The organism is Burkholderia sp. AcTa6-5 (assembly GCF_017815075.1).
In the GTDB taxonomy this organism is placed as follows: Bacteria; Pseudomonadota; Gammaproteobacteria; order Burkholderiales; family Burkholderiaceae; genus Burkholderia; species Burkholderia sola.
The window spans coordinates 163,130-181,382 of sequence record NZ_JAGIQE010000006.1 but is presented as its reverse complement, the minus strand read 5'-3'; the positions used below and the strand labels follow the sequence as shown (position 1 = coordinate 181,382).

Annotated in this window: 17 protein-coding genes; 10 read left to right on the top strand and 7 right to left on the bottom strand. The window is 69.5% G+C overall.

Annotated features, from left to right (window positions below):
• The first annotated feature begins 136 nt into the window (after positions 1–136).
• Positions 137–1,711: a S41 family peptidase gene (locus tag J8I33_RS10920; RefSeq protein ID WP_245171846.1), complete on the top strand. Its 1,575-nt coding sequence runs from the start codon at positions 137–139 to the stop codon at positions 1,709–1,711.
• A gap of 18 nt (positions 1,712–1,729) precedes the next feature.
• Here J8I33_RS10920 and J8I33_RS10915 read toward each other — a convergent pair whose 3' ends face one another.
• The 4 genes from J8I33_RS10915 to J8I33_RS10900 all read right to left on the bottom strand — a co-directional run bounded on the left by J8I33_RS10915 (position 1,730) and on the right by J8I33_RS10900 (position 4,985).
• A complete protein-coding gene (locus J8I33_RS10915) occupies positions 1,730–3,007 on the bottom strand; it encodes an MFS transporter (RefSeq protein WP_124555644.1) in 1,278 nt (425 codons plus the stop codon).
• Between the two features lie 201 nt (positions 3,008–3,208).
• Positions 3,209–3,790 (bottom strand): YceI family protein, encoded by a 582-nt coding sequence (locus J8I33_RS10910; RefSeq protein WP_006476873.1) that lies wholly within the window; start codon positions 3,788–3,790, stop codon positions 3,209–3,211.
• Positions 3,791–3,855: 65 nt separating this feature from the next.
• Positions 3,856–4,416, bottom strand: a complete 561-nt coding sequence (locus tag J8I33_RS10905) for a YceI family protein (protein ID WP_006482463.1) — start codon at positions 4,414–4,416, stop codon at positions 3,856–3,858.
• An 8-nt stretch (positions 4,417–4,424) separates the two neighbouring features.
• On the bottom strand, positions 4,425–4,985 hold the full coding sequence (locus tag J8I33_RS10900) for a cytochrome b (protein WP_209935450.1): 561 nt from the start codon (positions 4,983–4,985) through the stop codon (positions 4,425–4,427).
• A 259-nt stretch (positions 4,986–5,244) separates the two neighbouring features.
• Between J8I33_RS10900 and J8I33_RS10895 the strand changes: the two genes are divergently transcribed.
• The 8 genes from J8I33_RS10895 to J8I33_RS10860 all read left to right on the top strand — a co-directional run bounded on the left by J8I33_RS10895 (position 5,245) and on the right by J8I33_RS10860 (position 14,374).
• Positions 5,245–5,910, top strand: a complete 666-nt coding sequence (locus J8I33_RS10895) for a paraquat-inducible protein A (RefSeq protein WP_050011797.1) — start codon at positions 5,245–5,247, stop codon at positions 5,908–5,910.
• The gene (locus J8I33_RS10890) at positions 5,907–6,542 is read left to right on the top strand and encodes a paraquat-inducible protein A (RefSeq protein WP_050011798.1); all 636 of its coding nucleotides are present in this window, start codon (positions 5,907–5,909) and stop codon (positions 6,540–6,542) included. Before J8I33_RS10895 ends, J8I33_RS10890 begins: the two co-directional genes overlap by 4 nt.
• Entirely contained in the window at positions 6,535–8,154 is a 1,620-nt protein-coding gene (locus J8I33_RS10885) for an MlaD family protein (protein ID WP_050011799.1), read from the top strand. The genes J8I33_RS10890 and J8I33_RS10885 overlap by 8 nt, the downstream gene beginning before the upstream one ends.
• Complete coding sequence (locus J8I33_RS10880) at positions 8,151–8,864, top strand: PqiC family protein (RefSeq protein ID WP_209935444.1); 714 nt, start codon at positions 8,151–8,153, stop codon at positions 8,862–8,864. The genes J8I33_RS10885 and J8I33_RS10880 overlap by 4 nt, the downstream gene beginning before the upstream one ends.
• 484 nt (positions 8,865–9,348) lie before the next feature.
• Positions 9,349–11,478, top strand: a complete 2,130-nt coding sequence (locus J8I33_RS10875) for a site-specific recombinase (protein ID WP_209925769.1) — start codon at positions 9,349–9,351, stop codon at positions 11,476–11,478.
• A gap of 163 nt (positions 11,479–11,641) precedes the next feature.
• Positions 11,642–12,943: a class I SAM-dependent RNA methyltransferase gene (locus tag J8I33_RS10870; protein WP_050013791.1), complete on the top strand. Its 1,302-nt coding sequence runs from the start codon at positions 11,642–11,644 to the stop codon at positions 12,941–12,943.
• Positions 12,944–13,209: 266 nt separating this feature from the next.
• Entirely contained in the window at positions 13,210–13,614 is a 405-nt protein-coding gene (locus tag J8I33_RS10865; protein WP_006476880.1) for a hypothetical protein, read from the top strand.
• 73 nt (positions 13,615–13,687) lie between these two features.
• Positions 13,688–14,374, top strand: a complete 687-nt coding sequence (locus J8I33_RS10860) for a YafY family protein (protein WP_006497518.1) — start codon at positions 13,688–13,690, stop codon at positions 14,372–14,374.
• 74 nt (positions 14,375–14,448) lie between these two features.
• Here the strand turns inward: J8I33_RS10860 and J8I33_RS10855 are convergent, their stop codons facing one another.
• Positions 14,449–15,372 carry a carbon-nitrogen hydrolase family protein gene (locus J8I33_RS10855; protein WP_050013792.1) on the bottom strand — a complete coding sequence of 308 codons (924 nt, stop codon included), beginning with the start codon at positions 15,370–15,372 and terminating at the stop codon, positions 14,449–14,451.
• A gap of 80 nt (positions 15,373–15,452) precedes the next feature.
• Between J8I33_RS10855 and J8I33_RS10850 the strand changes: the two genes are divergently transcribed.
• Positions 15,453–16,373 (top strand): LysR family transcriptional regulator, encoded by a 921-nt coding sequence (locus tag J8I33_RS10850; protein ID WP_209935438.1) that lies wholly within the window; start codon positions 15,453–15,455, stop codon positions 16,371–16,373.
• A 91-nt stretch (positions 16,374–16,464) separates the two neighbouring features.
• On the opposite strand, the gene J8I33_RS10845 is transcribed toward J8I33_RS10850, so the two are convergent.
• On the bottom strand, positions 16,465–17,919 hold the full coding sequence (locus J8I33_RS10845) for an NAD(P)(+) transhydrogenase (Re/Si-specific) subunit beta (protein ID WP_050013794.1): 1,455 nt from the start codon (positions 17,917–17,919) through the stop codon (positions 16,465–16,467).
• The gene (locus J8I33_RS10840; protein ID WP_006476884.1) at positions 17,916–18,242 is read right to left on the bottom strand and encodes an NAD(P) transhydrogenase subunit alpha; all 327 of its coding nucleotides are present in this window, start codon (positions 18,240–18,242) and stop codon (positions 17,916–17,918) included. Before J8I33_RS10840 ends, J8I33_RS10845 begins: the two co-directional genes overlap by 4 nt.
• Positions 18,243–18,253 lie beyond the last annotated feature (11 nt).

Below are 18,253 nucleotides of genomic sequence, written 5' to 3'. Positions count from 1 at the left end.
AAACGGCTCGAGCGGCGCCGTCGCGGGCGTCGGCTACAATCGTCACCGCCCTGCCCCGCCGCATGCCGGCCGCGCGCGTGAACCGGGCAAGCCCCCTCGTCACCCGTCCGAACGTGCGGTTCCGATGATGCTTCCCATGCCTGTCGTTCGTCGCCTCGTCGTCTGCGCAGCCGCCGCGGCCACGTTCCCGTATGCGCCGCTCGTCGGTGCGCAACCGGCATCCGCGCCGCCCGCCGCTTCGCTGCCTGCCGCTTCACCCGCCGCCGCTTCGCTGCCTGCCGCTTCACCCGCCGCCGCTTCGGTGCCCGCCACCCAACCGCCGTCGCCCTGCCCGCCCGACTGGGAGCGGCAACTCTGCGAACTGAAGGCGGCCGTCGAAGTGCTGAAGCGGCAACACCTGACCGACGTCGACATCGGCGCGCTACTCGACGCCGCCACCCACGAAGGCATCAAGACGCTGCCGTACGCGCGCTTCTTCAACGCGAAGGAAGAGCAGGAACGGCGCGACGACGAGCGGCGCGCGCGCGACGGCACGCCGGGCATCGGGATCGTGTTCGAGACGCGGCCCGACGGGCTGCACATCATCGACGTGATTCCCGATGCGCCGGCCGAAAAGGCCGGCGTGCGGCCCGACGATCTCGTCGTCGCGATGAACGACAAGAGCGTCGTCGGCCTCGACGGCAGCGCGCTGACGAAGCTCACGAAGGGCGACGCGGGCGTGCCGCTGAAGCTCACGGTGCAGCGCGGCCCGACGCATGCGGTGCTGAGCTTCGCGCCCGTGCGCGCGATCGTCAAACCGCATCCGGCGACCGCGAAGCGGCTCGACGGCGACGTCCTGTACACGCGGCTGTCGAGCTTCCCGGAGCCGGCGGTCGGCGACTATATCGACGCGGTGCAGGCCGCGCGCCGCGCGGGCCCGCCGGTGAAACAGCTGATCCTCGACCTGCGCATCAACGGCGGCGGCGCGCTCAATGCGGCGATCGGCATCACCGCGCTGTTCGCGGGACGCGACCGCACCGCGATGGTGACGGTCGAGCGCGACGGCACGCACCGCCGCCGCTACACGACCAACTGGCCCGACTACGAACTGCCCGTCATGCGCGGGCAGGATCCGCTCGCGCCGCTGCAGGCCGACGACTGGTGGCGCACCGTGCCGCTCGTCGTGCTCGTCGACGGGCAGAGCGCGTCGGCCGCCGAAGCAACCGCGGCGGCGCTGAAGGATCTCGGCCGCGCGCAACTGCTCGGCATGCCGACCTACGGGAAAGGGCTCGCGCAGACGGGCGTCGACCTGATCGACGGCACGCGCCTGAATTTCACGTTCGCGCGCAACCTGCGGCCGAACGGCTGCCCGATGGATGGTTACGGCGTCGTACCGAACTGGCTCGTGCCGCCGCGCCAAGATGCGGACGTCGACGGCGTGTTGCTGTGGTATCGCGAAGTCGATCTCTCGCGCGCGCCGTACGCGGACCGGCAAGCGCCCGATCCGTTCGCGCAGGTGCGCAAGGCGCGGCAGAGGCGGCGCGACGAGCGCGTGCGCGCGAAGGTCGATACGGCAAGGAGCGCGGTGCTGCCGCAGCGCGCCTTCGGCACGGCCGCGGACTGGCAGCTCCGGCAGGCGCTCAATGCGCTCGCCGGCCGCCCGGTGCGGACCATCGCCGCGCCCGCGCAATTGATGCCGGCGCAGCCGGTATGCGAGCGCGGCGACAACTGACGCGCCGCCCGCCCCGTTTCACCGAAACCCGAACCGCCGCCGCAGCACGACCAGCGCCGCGAGGCTCAGCACGGCCGCGAACATCAGGTAGAAGCTCGGCGCGGTCTTCATCCCCGTCTCGCGGATCAGCCACGCGATGATGAACGGCCCGAAGCCGCCGAAGATCGTCACCGCGACGTTGTACGCGAGCGACATCCCGGTCGTGCGCGTCTGCACCGGGAACACTTCGGACAACAGCCCCGGCAGCGCCGCGAAGTAGCCGGTCATCAGGAACGCGAGCAGCACCTGCAGCGCGATCAGCGTGCCGAAGCCCGGATGCGCGACGAGATACGCGAACGCCGGGTAGATCAGCACGAGAATGCCGACGGCCGGCGCGATCATCACGCGCACGCGGCCGTAACGATCCGACCAGTGGCCGACGAGCGGCGCGAACGCCATCTGGATCACGCCGACCACGAGGATCGCGGCGAATGCGGCGGACGGCGCGAGGCCGAGCTGCTTCACGCCGTAGGTCGGCATGAACAGCACGAGATAGGTCGCGACGGTGCCGAGCACGACCACGCCCATCGCGGCCACGAGACGCGCCTTGTGCGTCGCGAACGTATCGCGCAGCGGGTTCGCGGTGCCTTCGGCCGCGAGGAATTCGGGCGTCTCGTCGACCTTGGTGCGGATGTAGTACGCGACCGGCCCGAGCAACAGCCCGAAGAAGAACGGCACGCGCCAGCCCCACGACGCCATCTGGTCGGCCGTGAGTTGCGCGTTCAGCACGGTGCCGAAGCCCGCGGCGAGCAGTGTCGTGAGCCCCTGGCTCGCGACCTGCCAGCTCGCGAAGAAGCCGCGCCGGCCCGGCACGTGCTCGGCGAGGAACGCGGTCGCGCTGCCGAACTCGCCGCCGGCCGAGAAGCCCTGCATCAGCCGCGCGGCGACGAGGATCAGCGGCGCGGCGACGCCGATCGTCCCGTAGGTCGGCAGCACCGCGATGATCAGCGTGCCGGCCATCATCAGCAGGATCGACAGCGTGAGCGCGGCCTTGCGGCCCGCGCGGTCGGCATACGCGCCGAGCACGATCGCGCCGAGCGGGCGCATGAAGAACGACACGCCGAACGTGCCGAGCGTGAGCAGCAGCGACACGGTGTCGCTGCCGGCCGGGAAGAACAGCTTCGAGATCGTCACCGCGAAAAAGCCGTAGACGACGAGATCGAACCACTCGAGCGCGTTGCCGATCGATGCGGCGACCACCGCGCGCCACACGCGCGGCGACGAGGCAATGGAGCTGGACTGCGTGACGGCATGCATCGGCGATCTCCTTGTCGTTGTACGTTCTGTTCGGGGCGGCCGCCGTCGCGCCGTCGGCCTGCCCGGCGCTGCGCGATCCGCTTGGCCACATGCGGCGCTCGGGCGATTATAGGCGCGCAAAAAAACCGCCGCGCCCCGGTAACGGGAGCGCGGCGGTTGGCCCGCGGCGGCCGGCGCGACGGCCGGCCTCGCCAGCGAATCTTACTGCTGCTTGACCGCTTCGGCCGTGATCAGCAGCTTCGTCTTCATCTTGAAGCCGTACTGCTTGCCGTAGTCGAGGCCGAAATCGTCGCGGCTGAATTCGCCGACCGCGTCGACGCCGCACACTTCACGCTTGAGCATCGGGTGCGGCATGCACTTGAACGAATCGATCTTCAGCGTCAGCGGCTTCGTGACGCCATGCAGCGTCAGGTTGCCGACCACCGACACCGGCTTGTCGCCGTCGAACTTGATCGTGCCCTTGTAGTTCGCCTGCGGGAACTTCGCCGCATCGAAGAATTCGGCCGTCTGCAGGTGCTCGTCGAGCTTCGCGCTGCCCGTGTGGATCGACGCGATGTCGGTCGTCACGTCGACCGTGCCGGTCTTCGCCGCGCGATCGAGCGTCACGGTGCCGCTCGACTTGTCGAACTTGCCGCGCCAGACCGACAGGCCGCCGAAGTGGTCAGCCTCGAAGCTCGGGTACGTGTGGCTCGGGTCGAACTGGTAGGTCGCGCTTTCGGCGAAGGCCGAGAACGACAGCGAAGCGGCCAGCGCGCCGGCGGCGATGATCAGATGCTTTTTCAAACTTTTTCTCCTGGGAACGGCGCCGCGCCCTCGCGCGGCATTCAGTTGACGCGGCAACCCGCCGCTTACTTCGTGGCAACGAGATGGAACTTGATCTGCACTTCGTCCGCGACGATCGACGTGTCCTTCCACTCGCCGGTGCCGACGTTGAAGGCCGAACGCTTGATCGGCAGTACGCCGTCGAACGTCTGCGTCGCGCCGTTCTGCGCGACCGTGACGGGCACCGTGACGGTCTCGGCCTTGCCCTTGATCGTCAGCTTGCCGGTCACGTTGTACTTGTTGCCGCCGGCCGGCGCGATCGCCGACGACACGAAGGTCGCCTGCGGATAGGTCTTCGCGTCGAACCAGTCCTTGCCGGCGACCTGGTCGTTGTACATCTTGTCGCCGAGGTCGAAGCTCGCGACGTCGATCGTCATTTGCGCGCTGCCCTGCGCCGCTTTCGCCGGGTCGAACTTCACCTGCGCGGAAAACTTCTTGAACGCGCCTTCGGTCGGCACGTTCATCTGCTTCGACACGGCGGACACCTTGCTCTTCGCGAGATCGACGTCGGCATGCGCCGCGCCCGACGCGACAAGCGCCGCCGCGGCGAACGCGGTCAGCATGGAGCGGGAGAAAGACACTTTCATGGGATCCTTCATTTGGCAAAGGGAAGCATGCGCGACAGCAGGCCATCGCGGTCCAACAGCTGGTGCTTGAGCGCCGCGAGCACGTGCATCGCGACGAGCGCAAGCAGAATGTAATTCAAAGACACGTGCAGCGTCTTGAAGGTTTCCTTGAGCGCCGGATCGGGGTCGATCAGGCGCGGCAGCGGCACGATGCCGAGATAGACGACCGGGATGTTCGACGCCGAGCTGTACAGGTAGCCCGTCGCCGGGATCACGATCATCAGCACGTACAGCAGCATGTGCACGCCGTGCGACGCCGCGCGCTGCCACGCCGGCGTGTTGCCCGGCAGCGGCGGCGGCACGTGGGTCGCCCGCCACAGCACGCGCACGACGGCCAGCGCGAACACCGTCACGCCGATCCACTTGTGCCACGAGAAGTACTTCAGCTTGGTCGGCGTGAAGCCGGGGATGTCCGTCATCACCCAGCCGAGCGCGAAGCCGCAGACGATCAGCAGCGCGATCAGCCAGTGCAGTGCGATCGCGGTGTGCGCGTAGCGTGCCGGCACGGCCGGCGGCGATTTCGATGCCATCTTGGGTTCCTCAGTTCAGCGAACGGCTGCGCCGGTCAATTCGTCCGACGCACGTCAAGGGCGCCATGCTACCGCAACCTTTTGACGCGCGCGGACTCTGAGGACAGGCGCGCCAGCCGGCTGACGGCTTCCCGCCATGTTACCGACCGGTCACGCAACTCGCGATCCTTGACCCACCGAAAAAGCCCTTTTGGTAAGATTGGCGCGGGTTCCGGCCCCGTCGACGCGTTCCCCCGGCCGTCGCGACACCGCCTTTTCCATGCAACGATACGACCTGATTGCCTGCCACGAATGCGACGCACTGTTGCATAAACCGCGCCTCGCCGGCCGCGAGATCGCGCGCTGTCCGCGCTGCGACGCGCTGCTCTATCGCAACAGCACCACGCAGATCGAGCGCATCACCGCGCTCGCGGTCGCGGCGCTCGTCACGTTCATCATCGCGCAGACGTTCCCGATCCTCGAAATGGACCTGAACGGCACGCGCGTGCAGACGACGCTGATCGGCGCGATCGACACGCTGTGGCATCAGGACATGGCGATCGTCGGCGTGATGGTGTTCTGCTCGACCGTGCTGTTCCCGCTCGTCGAGATGGCCGCGCTGCTTTACGTGCTGCTGCCGCTCCGCCGCGGCGTCGTGCCGCCCGGCCTCAACCTCGTGCTGCGCACGATCCAGTTCGTGCGGCCGTGGGGGATGATCGAGGTGTTCATGCTCGGCATCGTGGTCACGATCGTGAAGATGGTGAGCCTCGCGCGCGTCGTGCCCGACGCGGCGCTGTTCGCGTTCGGCGCGCTCACGCTGATGACCGCCGTCGTGCTGATGTTCGACCCGCGCACGGTGTGGGACATCGCCGACGACCTGCGCGCCGGCCGCACGCCCGGGCGGCCCGACCCCGCCGCGCCGCTGCCGGACGCGCCCCGCCGATGACGCGCCCCACGCCGACCGCCGCCCGCGAGGGCTATGCCAGCTGCCACGCGTGCGGGCTCGTGCAGACGATCGACCAGCCGCACGCGCATTGCGCGCGCTGCGGCAGCGCGCTGCACGTGCGCACGCCGAACAGCATCATGCGCACGTGGGCGCTGCTGCTCGCAGCCGCGATCCTCTACATTCCGGCGAACCTGCTGCCGATCATGCGCACGTCGTCGATCGTCGGGTCGCAGCAGGACACGATCATGAGCGGCGTCATCTATTTCTGGACGTCCGGGGACTGGCCGCTCGCCGTCGTCGTGTTCGTCGCCAGCATCCTCGTGCCGATGCTCAAGCTCGGCGTGCTGACGATCCTCGTCACCAGCGCGCAGCGCCGCGCCGCGTGGCGGCCGCTGCAGCGCACGCGCCTCTACCGGATCGTCGAGCGCATCGGCCGCTGGTCGATGCTCGACATCTTCGTCGTGACGCTGACCGTCGCGCTCGTCCATTTCCGTTCGCTCGCCGTCATCACGGCCGGCCCCGGCGCGCTCGCGTTCGGCTCGGTCGTGATCCTGACGATGCTCGCGTCGATGCAGTTCGATCCCCGCCTGATCTGGGATCCAGTCGAAACCTCAGGGAATCACCATGAATAGTCCACAAGGCCCGCAGCACGACGCGCCCCGGCCGCCCGATCCGACGATCTCGACGAAAAGCGGCTGGCTGCCGTCGCTCGTCTGGCTCGTGCCGCTGATCGCCGCGCTGATCGGCATCGGCCTCGTGATCAAGTCCGTGCGCGAGCGCGGCCCGGAAATCACGATCAGCTTCCATAGCGCCGAAGGGCTCGAGCCGGGCAAGACCCAGGTCAAGTACAAGGACGTCGAGATCGGCACGGTCAAGACGATCAAGCTGTCGAAAGACCTGTCGCGCGTGCTGGTCCAGGTGCAGCTCAAGAAGGAGGCCGAGGATTTCGCGGTCAAGGGCTCGCGCTTCTGGATCGTGCGGCCGCGCGTCGGCGCGACCGGCGTGTCGGGGCTCGGCACGCTGCTGTCCGGCGCGTACATCGGCGTCGACGCGGGTCACGGCCAGGACACGCTGACCGACTTCACCGGCCTCGAGACGCCGCCCGCCGTCACGGGCGACCAGAAAGGCACGCAGTACGTGCTGCGCGGCGATTCGCTCGGCTCGGTCGACATCGGCTCGCCGGTCTACTACCGCCGCGTGCAGGTCGGCCAGGTGGTCGGCTTCTCGCTCGACAAGGACGGCACCGGCGTGACGTTCAACGTGTTCGTCAATGCGCCGTACGACCAGTACGTCGGGCTGAACACGCGCTGGTGGCAGGCGAGCGGCGTCGATCTGCGGCTCGATTCGAGCGGCCTGAAGCTGAACACGCAGTCGCTCGCGACCGTGATCCTCGGCGGCATCGCGTTCCAGACGCCGCCGAACCAGGGCACCGGCACGACCGCGCCGAACAACACGACGTTCCGTCTCGGCTCCGACGAGGGCGACGCGATGCGCGACCCGGACGGCCAGCCGCTGCAGGTCGTGATGAACTTCAACCAGTCGCTGCGCGGGCTCGCCGTCGGCGCGCCGGTCGATTTCCGCGGCATCGTGCTCGGCGAAGTGACGAACATCGGCATCGACTTCGATCCGAAGACGAAGAACTTCCTGATGCCGGTGACGATCAACGTGTATCCGGAACGCCTCGGCCGCCGCTTCCGCGAGACGATCGAGAGCAAGGGCGAACCGGCGCGGCGCGAGATCGTCGAGCGGCTCGTCCAGCACGGGCTGCGCGGCCAGCTGCGCACCGGCAACCTGCTGACGAGCCAGTTGTACGTCGCACTCGACTTCTTCCCGAAGGCGCCGGCCGTGAAGATCGACACGGCCCGCCAGCCGCTCGAGCTGCCGACCGTGCCGAACACGCTCGACGAGCTGCAGCTGCAGGTCGCCGACATCGCGAAGAAGCTCGACAAGGTGCCGTTCGACCAGATCGGCGCGAACCTGAACAGCGCGCTGTCGAACGCCGACAAGCTGTTCAAGCAGCTCGACACGCAGGTCGCGCCGGAAGCGCGCGACACGCTGTCGGCCGCGAAGCAGACCTTCTCGACCGCCGAAGCGACGCTGCAGCAGGATTCGCCGCTGCAGTCCGACGTGCGCGGCGCGCTGAAGGAGCTCACGCGCACGCTGCAATCGCTGAACGCGCTCGCCGATTATCTGGAGCGCCACCCCGAATCGCTGCTCAAGGGCAAGCCAGGAGATAAACAATGACGACACGCGTGAACGGTTTCGCGAGCGGCGCGGCGGCAGTCTTCGCCGCACTCGCGCTCGCCGCGTGCAGCTCGCCGCCCGCGCGGTTCTACACGCTCAGCCCGGCCGACGCCGCGGCGCCGCTGCGCACCGCACCGGCCAACCCGGCGTTCCTGATCGAGGTGCCGTCGGTCGGCGTGCCCGAGCAGGTCGCGAAGAGCCAGCTGGTCGTGCAGAAGAACGCCGCGCAGGTCGACGTGCTCGAGCAGGAACGCTGGGCGTCGCCGCCCGCCGACGAGATCCGCCGCGCGCTGTCGGACGATCTGGCCGCGCAGCTGGGCACGATCGACGTCGCGAATTCCGCGTATCCGGCCGGCGTGCCCGTGTACCGCATCAGCGTGAACGTGCAGCGCTTCGAGTCGTGGCCGGGCAAGCGCGCGGCGATCGACGCCGTCTGGAGCGTGCGCTCGCTCGCCTCGCAGGCCGTGATGACCTGCCGCACGAGCGTCGCGGAACCGGTCGCGGACGGCTACGACGCGCTCGTCGCCGGCCACCGGCGCGCGCTCGACGTGATTGCCGCGCAGGCCGCGGACGCCGTGCGTGCGATGGCCGCCCGCCGCGGCGCGGCGGCCGCGTCCGGCGGCAAGACGGCCGCCGCGCCGGTCGTGCCGTGCCCGGCCAACCCGACGGCCGGCGGCGACGCCGGCGCGACGGGCAAGTCCGGCGCATAAGCGAACCGCCGACGGCGCGCACGCGAACGTTCGATACGGCGTTCGCGTGCGCGGTGTCGAATCGCGCGGCGCATCCAGTCGCACACGCGGAAAGCCGAACGCGAGCAGCACGCCGCAGCAGCCGGCCTCGCGCACCGCGCGCATCGGCCGGACGGCCATGACATTCTTTGTCAAAAGCCGCCGGAACCCGCGCCATGCAATGCGGTCGGCTTGCGTTTTCCGGCCCGATTGACGATCCTACGCACTTTCAGGCTCGCGCCGTTCGTCGTGCGCGCCAGTCAGCGGCGCCGGGCCGCGTTCGACCCGACCGCCGTGCCTCCCGGCGCCCGCACGCGAACCGCGTGCACCGCGGCGGGGCAGCGCATCGCGGGTTGCCGCGCATCGTCCGGCCACCGGCCCCGTCTTACCCGTTCTCACCGGCGCCGCGCCGTTTCCCCGGCCGGCATCCCGAACCCGCCCGTCCCGGGCTTTCGCTATTCCGTTTATGTTTCGTTCCCTGACGACCCTGATCAAGAAGTGGCGCGCGTCGCGCAATGCCGGTCACCAGCTCGATGCGCTGCTCGCCAATGCCGATGCCGACGCGTCGTACGCCGAGCGCAGCGAATGGCTGATCGAGCTCGCGCACTGGCTGCGCCGCAACGGCACCGTGCAGGAGGCGCCGGCCGAGCGCGACGCCGACACCCGCGCGTATCCGGCCCATGCGCGGCTGCGCTACCTGTTCCACGTACTCGATCGCAACCCCGCGTGGAAAGCGCACGCGGCGCGCATCCTGCGCGGCATCCTGCGCGAGTGCGACGGCATCTCGCTGCTGTGCGATGCCGGCATGCCCGTGCATTCGGGCTTCTTCGGCGCGCTGTTCGAGCGGATCGACTCGTCGCTGATCCCGCCCGCGCCGAACCGCCGCGAGCTGTCGGCGCTGTTCACGCTGATGTTCCCGACGCCCGAGGACGCGAAATGGATCGACGCGCTGCCCGATGACCTGCTCGCGCGCATCGCCGAGCTGATTTCGTTCGACGTCACCGACGAAGAACGCCACGAGCCCGGCTCGTTCTCGCGCGACCTGCTGGCCGCACTGCACAACCTGACCTGCCAGATCAGCTCGACCGGCCTGTCGCAGACGGTGCGCAGCCGGCTGTCCGACGACGACGCGCGCAAGCCGCTCGAACGCCAGCCGCTCGAATCGCAGCCGTTCTACCGCCTCACGCGCGCGATGCTCGCGGTCGAGACCGCGCACGCGGCCGTCGAGGACGGCGGCGACCCGAGCAAGCTGCTGCACGAGGTGAACTACCTGCGCGTGCTGCTCGACGAATGCCGGATCGCCGTCGACGACGTGTTCGCGCACCTGTACCGCAACGGCGTGTCGGTCGACATCGTGTTCCAGGTCGAGCGGATGCGCATGCGCATCCTGCGCGCGGAAATGCTGCTGAACGCGTGGATGGCGCGCGACGACCTGCGCGGGATGGCGCACCTGACCGCCGAACTCGTCGACGCGAACCAGAGCAGCCAGAGCGTCGCGCATCTGGTGCGCAGCAACTTCTCGCTGTTCGCGCGCAAGCTCGTCGAGACCAACGCGGACACCGGCGAGCACTACATTTCGCGCGGCCGCGCCGAGTACCTGAAGATGCTGCGGATGGCCGCGGGCGGCGGCCTCGTCACCGTCGCGACCGTGTGCGTGAAGTTCGCGATCACGGGCGCGCACCTGCAGTCGATGCTCGAAGGGCTGCTCGCGGGCGTCAACTACGCGGCCAGCTTCATGCTGATGCACTTCCTGCACTTCACGCTCGCGACCAAGCAGCCCGCGATGACCGCGCCGACGCTCGCGCGCGAGCTCGACGACACCGGCCACGACGAAGGCGTGAAGGCGTTCGTCGGGTCGGTGATCGCGCTGATCCGCACGCAGGCGGCCGCGATTTCCGGCAACGTGCTCGTCGTGCTGCCGGTGTGCCTGCTCGTGCAGTTGTTCGCAAGCAACGTGCTGCACGCGAACCTGATCTCGCCGGAGAAGGCGCACGCGACGCTGCACTCGTTCTCGCTGCTGGGCCCGACGCCGTTCTATGCGGCGCTCACCGGCGTGCTGCTGTGGGCGTCGAGCCTGCTCGCGGGCTGGGCCGACAACTGGTTCGTGCTGCATCGGGTCGGCGACGCGATCACGTACAACCGCCGGCTGCGCCTGACGCTCGGCGCGGCCGGCGCCGCGAAGCTCGCGCACTTCTGCCGGTCGAACGTCGCGGGCGTGGTCGCGAACGTCGGCCTCGGCCTGATGCTCGGCCTCGTCCCGGCGATCGTCACCGTGTTCATGTTCCCGTTCGAGGTGCGGCACGTGACGCTGTCGGCCGGCTCGATCGGGGTCGCGCTCGGCGTGCTGGGCAAGGGTGCGCTCGGCACGCCCGAGCTGTGGTGGGCCGGCGCGGGCGTGCTGAGCATGGCGATCCTCAACGTGCTCGTGAGCTTCGCGCTCGCGTTCACGATGGCCGTGCGCTCGCGCAGCCTGCGCCCGACCAAGGTGCGCGCGCTCGTCGCCGCGATCGTCCGCACGGTGCTGTCGAATCCGCTCGCGCTGTTCTGGCCGGCGGCCCACCCCGCCGCGCGCGCCGGCCAGCCGGGCGCGCACTGAGCTGCGGCGGCGCGGCGGCGCGTGCCCGGCCGCCCCTCGCCGCCTTCCCGGCCCGCCCGGCACGCGCGAGCGGCGGCCGCGCCGGCGCCGCCGCGCCGAAACGCCGGCCCCGGTCGCCCGCGCCGCGTACAATAGTGGACTTTTGCACGTCCTCACCCGCCTTATGTCCTCGCCCACCCTGTTCGAATTCTTCGCCCCCTGCCCGCGCGGCCTCGAAGCGGCGCTTGCCGCCGAGCTGGCCGAGATCGCCGGCCGCCACCTGAACGGCGCGCCGTTCACCGCGGGCGCGCAGGTGCCGGGCGGCGTCCATTTCAGCGGCGGCTGGGCCGCCGGCATGGCCGCGAACCTCCATTCGCGGATCGCGAGCCGGATCCTGCTGAAGATCGCGCACGGCCCGTACCGCAACGAGCAGGACGTCTACGCGCTCGCGCTCGAGCAGCCGTGGGAACGCTGGTTCGCGTCGACGCAGACGCTGCGCATCGACATCACCGCGATCAAGTCGCCGCTGAAAAGCCTCGAATTCACGACGCTGCGCGTGAAGGATGCGATCTGCGACCGGATGCGCGAGAAAACCGGCTCGCGCCCGAGCATCGACACCGGGGCGCCGGACGTGCGCGTGTTCGCGTTCCTGACCGTCAACGAATGCACGCTGTACCTCGACACGTCGGGCGAGCCGCTGTTCAAGCGCGGCTGGCGTCTCGACAAGGGTGCGGCGCCGCTGCGCGAGAACCTCGCGGCCGGCATCCTGCGCCTGACGGGCTGGACGCCCGGCACCGCGCTGTACGACCCGATGTGCGGCAGCGGCACGTTCCTCGCGGAAGCCGCGCAGATCGCGCTCGGCGTGGCGCCCGGCGTCGAACGCCGGTTCGGCTTCGAAAAGCTCAAGCAGTACGACATCACCGCGTGGCAGGGGCTGAAGGTTCCGGCGCTCGACGCGAAGCGCGCGGCACGGGCCAAGCGCGGCGACGCGCTCGGCGTGTACGGCAGCGACATTTCCGGCGACATGCTCGAGAAGGCGCGCGCGAACCTCGAGCGCGCCGGCGTGCCGTCGGTGTGGCTCAAGCAGGTCGACGCGCGCGGGATGACGCCGCCGTGCGACGGGCCGGGCATCCTTCTCGCGAACCCGCCGTACGGCGAGCGGATCGAAGTGCGCGGCCGCAGTGCGCGCGGCGAGGTGCGCGAAACCGGCCGCAACCGCGGCAACGACGACGCATTCCGGCGCACGCACACCGACGCGCCGGACAGCGAGTTCTTCAACGCGCTCGGCGATGCGCTGAAGCAGCGTTTCACCGGCTGGCAGGCGTTCCTGCTGACGTCCGACCGTTCGCTGCCGGGCCAGTTGCGGCTGCGCGAATCGGCGAAGACGCCGCTGTTCAACGGCGCGCTCGAATGCCGGCTGTTCCGCTTCGACCTGATCGCCGGCAGCGTGAAGGCACGCCCGGCCGCGCCGGAAGGCGACGCCTGACACGCGAACCGGCCGCTGCGGCCGCCTGCTGACAACCAGACGACGCCCGGCACCCGCCGGGCGTTTTTCTTTACGCCGCCGTCCTGCACGTCCCTGCCGCCTCCCATCCGCGCGGGCGCTCCCGCACGACCGGACGCCACCGCCGCCTTTTGTCAGCACCGCCATGACTACTGACAGCACGCTGTCAGCAGCCCCCCGCCACACTGCAATCCCGGCGCAATGCAAGGCTGGTTTCCATCAAGAACCCGAACAACAAGGAGCTCGTCATGACGTCTGCAACTGCCACTGCCACCCCGGAACGCGCGATCGCGTGGTTCGACATTCCGTCCCTCGATTTCGATCGCGCGATCCGCTTCTACGAGACCGTGCTGCAAACCACGTTGCAGCGCGCGGTCATCGGCGGCGTGCCGATGGCGACGTTCGATCGCGACGCGTCGAGCACCGGCGGCAGCATCGTGTTCGATCCGCAGCAGATCAAGCCGAGCGCGAACGGCGTGCTCGTCTACCTGAACGCCGGCGAATCGGTCGTCGCGGCGCTCGAACGCGCGAAGCGCGCGGGCGGCGTCGTGCAGGGCTCGGTCGTCGAGCTGCCGAACAACTACGGCTACGTCGGCTATCTGATCGACACGGAAGGCAACCGCGTCGGCCTGCACGCGCCGAAATGCCACTGAGCGCAGCGGTCAGCGGGCCGGCGCGGCGCTATCATCGCGAAGTCCCCGTCGCCCGAGGAATCGAGGTGCTGTCATGACCCGCCGTGCCGACCGCCTGTTCCAGATCGCCGAGCTGTTGCGCGGGCGTCGTCTCACGACCGCGCAGCAACTGGCCGACTGGCTGTCGGTGTCGCCGCGCACGGTCTATCGCGACGTGCGCGACCTGCAACTGTCAGGGGTGCCGATCGAAGGGGAAGCCGGCATTGGCTACCGGCTGAACCGCAACGCGAGCCTGCCGCCGCTCACGTTCACGGCCGAGGAGCTGGCGGCGCTCGCCACCGGCGCGCGCATGCTCGAGACCTGGGGCGGTGCGCGCTTCGCGAGCGGCGCGCGCTCGGCGCTCGCGAAGATCGCGTCGGCGATGCCGGCCGACAAGCGCACGGCGCTCGACCGGCTGCCCGTATTCGCGCCGTCGTTCCACATCGACGAGACGTTTTGCGCGAAGGTCGACGCGATCCACCAGGCGATCGACACGCGCCACATCGTCAGCTTCGACTATCGCGACCGGCTCGGTGCGCATTCGCAGCGCCGCGTGTGGCCGCTCGGGCTCGTCTACTGGGGCGGGCGCTGGACGATCGGCGCGTGGTGCGAGCTGCGCGACGATTTCCGCACCTTCGACATCGCGCGGATGGGCGACATCACCGTGCACGAGCAGTTTCCGGACATGGAAGGCCGGCGGATCGCCGACTACATGCGGATCGCGGAAGCGCCGATGCGCTGACGCGGCAAGGCGGCGGGCGCACGCCGCCGCCCCTTCGTTTGCCGGGCGCCAGGTGGCGCCCGGCCCCGCTTGCGTTACCCGCCGAACACCACCGGCCGCTTCGGCCGCTCGTCGACGTGCAGCGAAAACACGTCCGCACGCGCGTAGTGGCCGACGACGTCGAAGTCGTAGCGCGCCTTCACGAGCTCGTCGGTATCGACGTGCGCGGTCACGAGCCCGGCCTCGCCGATCAGCGGCTCGGTCAGCAGGTCCCCAAGCGGCCCGACGATCACGCTGCCGCCGCGGATCAGCGGCCGCTCCGGGTCCCAGCCCGGCACGTCGATGCCGAGCGCGCGCGGCGACGGCTGCACCTGGCACGCGCTCACGACGAAGCAGCGCCCCTCGTGCGCGATGTGCCGCATCGAGCTCTGCCATACGTCGCGCTCGTCGACGGTCGGCGCGCACCAGATCTGCACGCCTTTCGCGTACATCGCGCAGCGCAGCAGCGGCATGTGGTTCTCCCAGCAGATCGCGGCGCCCGCGCGGCCGGCGGCGGTGTCGACGACCGGCAGCGTCGAGCCGTCGCCCTGCCCCCAGATCAGCCGCTCGGTGCCGGTCGGCATCAGCTTGCGGTGCTTCGCGACGAGCCCGTCGCGCGGATCGAAGAACAGCGCCGTGCAGTACAGCGTGCTCCCGCCGCGCTCGATCACGCCGACCACGAGGCTCGCGCCCGTGCGCTGCGACAGCGCGGCCAGCTCGTCGGTTTCCGGTCCCGGCACGTCGATCGCCTGCGCGGCGTAGCGCGCATACGCGTCGCGCCCTTCGGGCAGCCGGTAGCCGAGCCGCGTGCCGAAGATCTCGCCTTTCGGATAGCCGCCGAGCACGGCCTCGGGCAGCACGACCAGCGACGCGCCGCTGTCGCGGATCGCGCTTTCGTAGCCGAGAATCGTGTCGAGCGTGGCGCGCGTGCCGGCGGGCGATGCGCCGATCTGCAGCGCGGCGATGACTGAGGTGGACATATAGGCGTCTCCGATGAGTGGGATGGCGCCATCTTTATCGATAAGATGTCATCGATCAAATCGATAGAACGATATGTGTCATGAATGCAGATGATATCGCCGACCTCGACCTGAACCTGCTGAAGGTGTTCGAGGCGCTGTACGAGGAAGGCGGCGCGAGCCGCGCGGCGCTGCGGCTCGATCTCACGCAGTCGGCGGTCAGCGCGGCGCTTGGCCGGCTGCGCGTGATCTATGCCGATCCGCTGTTCGTGCGCACCGGCCGCGGGCTCGCGCCGACGCCGCGCGCGGACGAACTGAAGCCGATCCTGTCCGATGCGCTCGACCGCTGCCGCGAAAGCCTCGCGATCGCGGCCGACGGCGGCGACCGCGTCGGCCGCACGATCTCGGTCGGTCTGTCCGACGATTTCGAGATCGCGCTCGGCCGCGCGCTGATCGATGCGGTCGCGCGCGAAGCGGCCGGCATCCGGCTGATCTTCCGGCAGACGCACAGCGGCATCGCCGGCGACGCGTTGCTGCGGCACGGCGTCGACGTCGCGATCGCGTCGGGCGGATTCTCGGCGAACGGGCTCAGCCGGCGCGCGGTCGCCACCGGCGGCTATGCGTGCCTGATCGATCCGGCCGGCCGCGCGCGGGCGCCGCGCACGCTGACGCTCGCCGAGTTCCTGCGGCGCGACCACCTGCTCGTGTCGTCGGGCGGCGTGATCGGGATCGTCGACGAGGCGCTGGCCGCGCTCGGTCACAAGCGGCGCGTCGCGGCGTCGACCACGCATTTCGCCGCGCTGCCGTACCTGCTCGCCGGCTCCGACGCGGTCGCGACGATCCCCGCGCATGCGGCGCATGCGATCGCGCAAGCGACGTCGCTGCGTGCGCTCGCGTGCCCGGTCGACCTGCCGCGCTATCCGGTCGAGATCGGCTGGCGCACGAGCACGCAGCGCGACCCGGCGATCGTGCGCGTGCGCGACGCGATCGCCGCCTGCGTCGCCCAACGCGTCGCACCATGAAAAAAGCCCGACCGGCTCACTTGCGCCGGCCGGGCCTGTCCGCTGCGCGGCGCCCGCGCATCGAAGCAGGCGACGCGTGTCGGGGCGAGCGTTACTCGACGGCCTTCACCATGTCCTCGATCACCTTCTTCGCATCGCCGAACACCATCATCGTCTTGTCCATGTAGAACAGGTCGTTGTCGAGGCCCGCGTAGCCGGCCGCCATCGAGCGCTTGTTGACGATCACCGTGCGCGCCTTGTACGCCTCGATGATCGGCATCCCCGCGATCGGCGATTTCGGATCGGTCTTCGCGGCCGGGTTCACGACGTCGTTCGCGCCGAGCACGAGCACCACGTCCACCTGGCCGAATTCGCCGTTGATGTCCTCCATCTCGTGCACGATCTCGTACGGCACTTCCGCTTCCGCGAGCAGCACGTTCATGTGGCCCGGCATCCGCCCGGCGACCGGGTGGATCGCGTACTTCACGTCGATCCCCTTCTCGATCAGCTTGTCGGTCAGCTCCTTCAGCGCGTGCTGCGCGCGGGCGACGGCGAGCCCGTAGCCCGGCACGATCACGACCGTTTCCGCGTTGCCGAGCATGAACGACGCATCGTCGGCCGAACCCGACTTCACCGGCCGCTGCTCCTGCGCGCCCGCCGCGCCGCCGGCCGCCGCTTCGCCGCCGAACCCGCCGAGGATCACGTTGAAGAACGAGCGGTTCATCGCGTGGCACATGATGTACGACAGGATCGCGCCCGACGAGCCGACCAGCGAACCGGCGATGATCAGCATCGCGTTGTTCAGCGAGAAGCCGATGCCGGCCGCGGCCCAGCCCGAGTACGAGTTCAGCATCGACACGACCACCGGCATGTCCGCGCCGCCGATCGGGATGATGATCAGCACGCCGAGCACGAACGCGATCGCCGTCATGATGATGAACGGCAGCCACGCCTGCGTGATGAAGAACAGGATGCCGAAGCCGAGCATCGCGATCGCGAGCATCAGGTTGATCAGGTGCTGGCCCGCGTACACGACCGGCGCGCCCTGGAACAGCCGGAACTTGTACTTGCCCGACAGCTTGCCGAACGCGATCACCGAACCGGAGAACGTGATCGCGCCGACGAACGTGCCGATGAACAGCTCGACGCGGTTGCCGTACGGGATGAAGCTCGACGACACCGCGTCCTGCGGCACGAGCCCGAACGCTTCCGGCTCCGACACCACCGCATACGCGATGCACACGGCCGCGAGACCGATCAGCGAGTGCATCGCCGCGACGAGTTCCGGCATCTTCGTCATCTCGACGCGCGCGGCGACGAATGCGCCGACGCCCCCGCCGACGATCAGCGCGCCGAGCACGAGCGCGAGGCCGAGCGGCAGGTTCGCGCCGAGCCACGCGGCCTGCTTGACGATCAGCGCGATCGTCGTGAGGATCGCGATGGCCATCCCGACCATCCCGAACAGGTTGCCGCGCCGCGCGCTCTTCGGGTTCGACAGCCCCTTCAGCGCCTGGATGAAGCACACCGACGCGACGAGGTACAGCAGCGTAACGACGTTCATGCTCATCGCGCGCCCTCCTTGCCGCCCTCGACACGCTTGGGCTCCTTCTTGCGGAACATCTCGAGCATGCGCCTCGTCACGAGGAAGCCGCCGAACACGTTGACGGCCGCGAGCGCGACCGCGAGCGTGCCGAAGAACTTGCCGGTCGCGCCGACGGTGAGCGCCGCCGCGAGCATCGCGCCGACGATCACGATCGCCGAGATCGCATTGGTCACGGCCATCAGCGGCGTATGCAGCGCCGGCGTGACGTTCCAGACGACGTGGTAGCCGACGTACACCGCCAGCACGAAGATGATCACGTTGATCACCGTGTGATTGATGACTTCCATGGTCTCCTCCG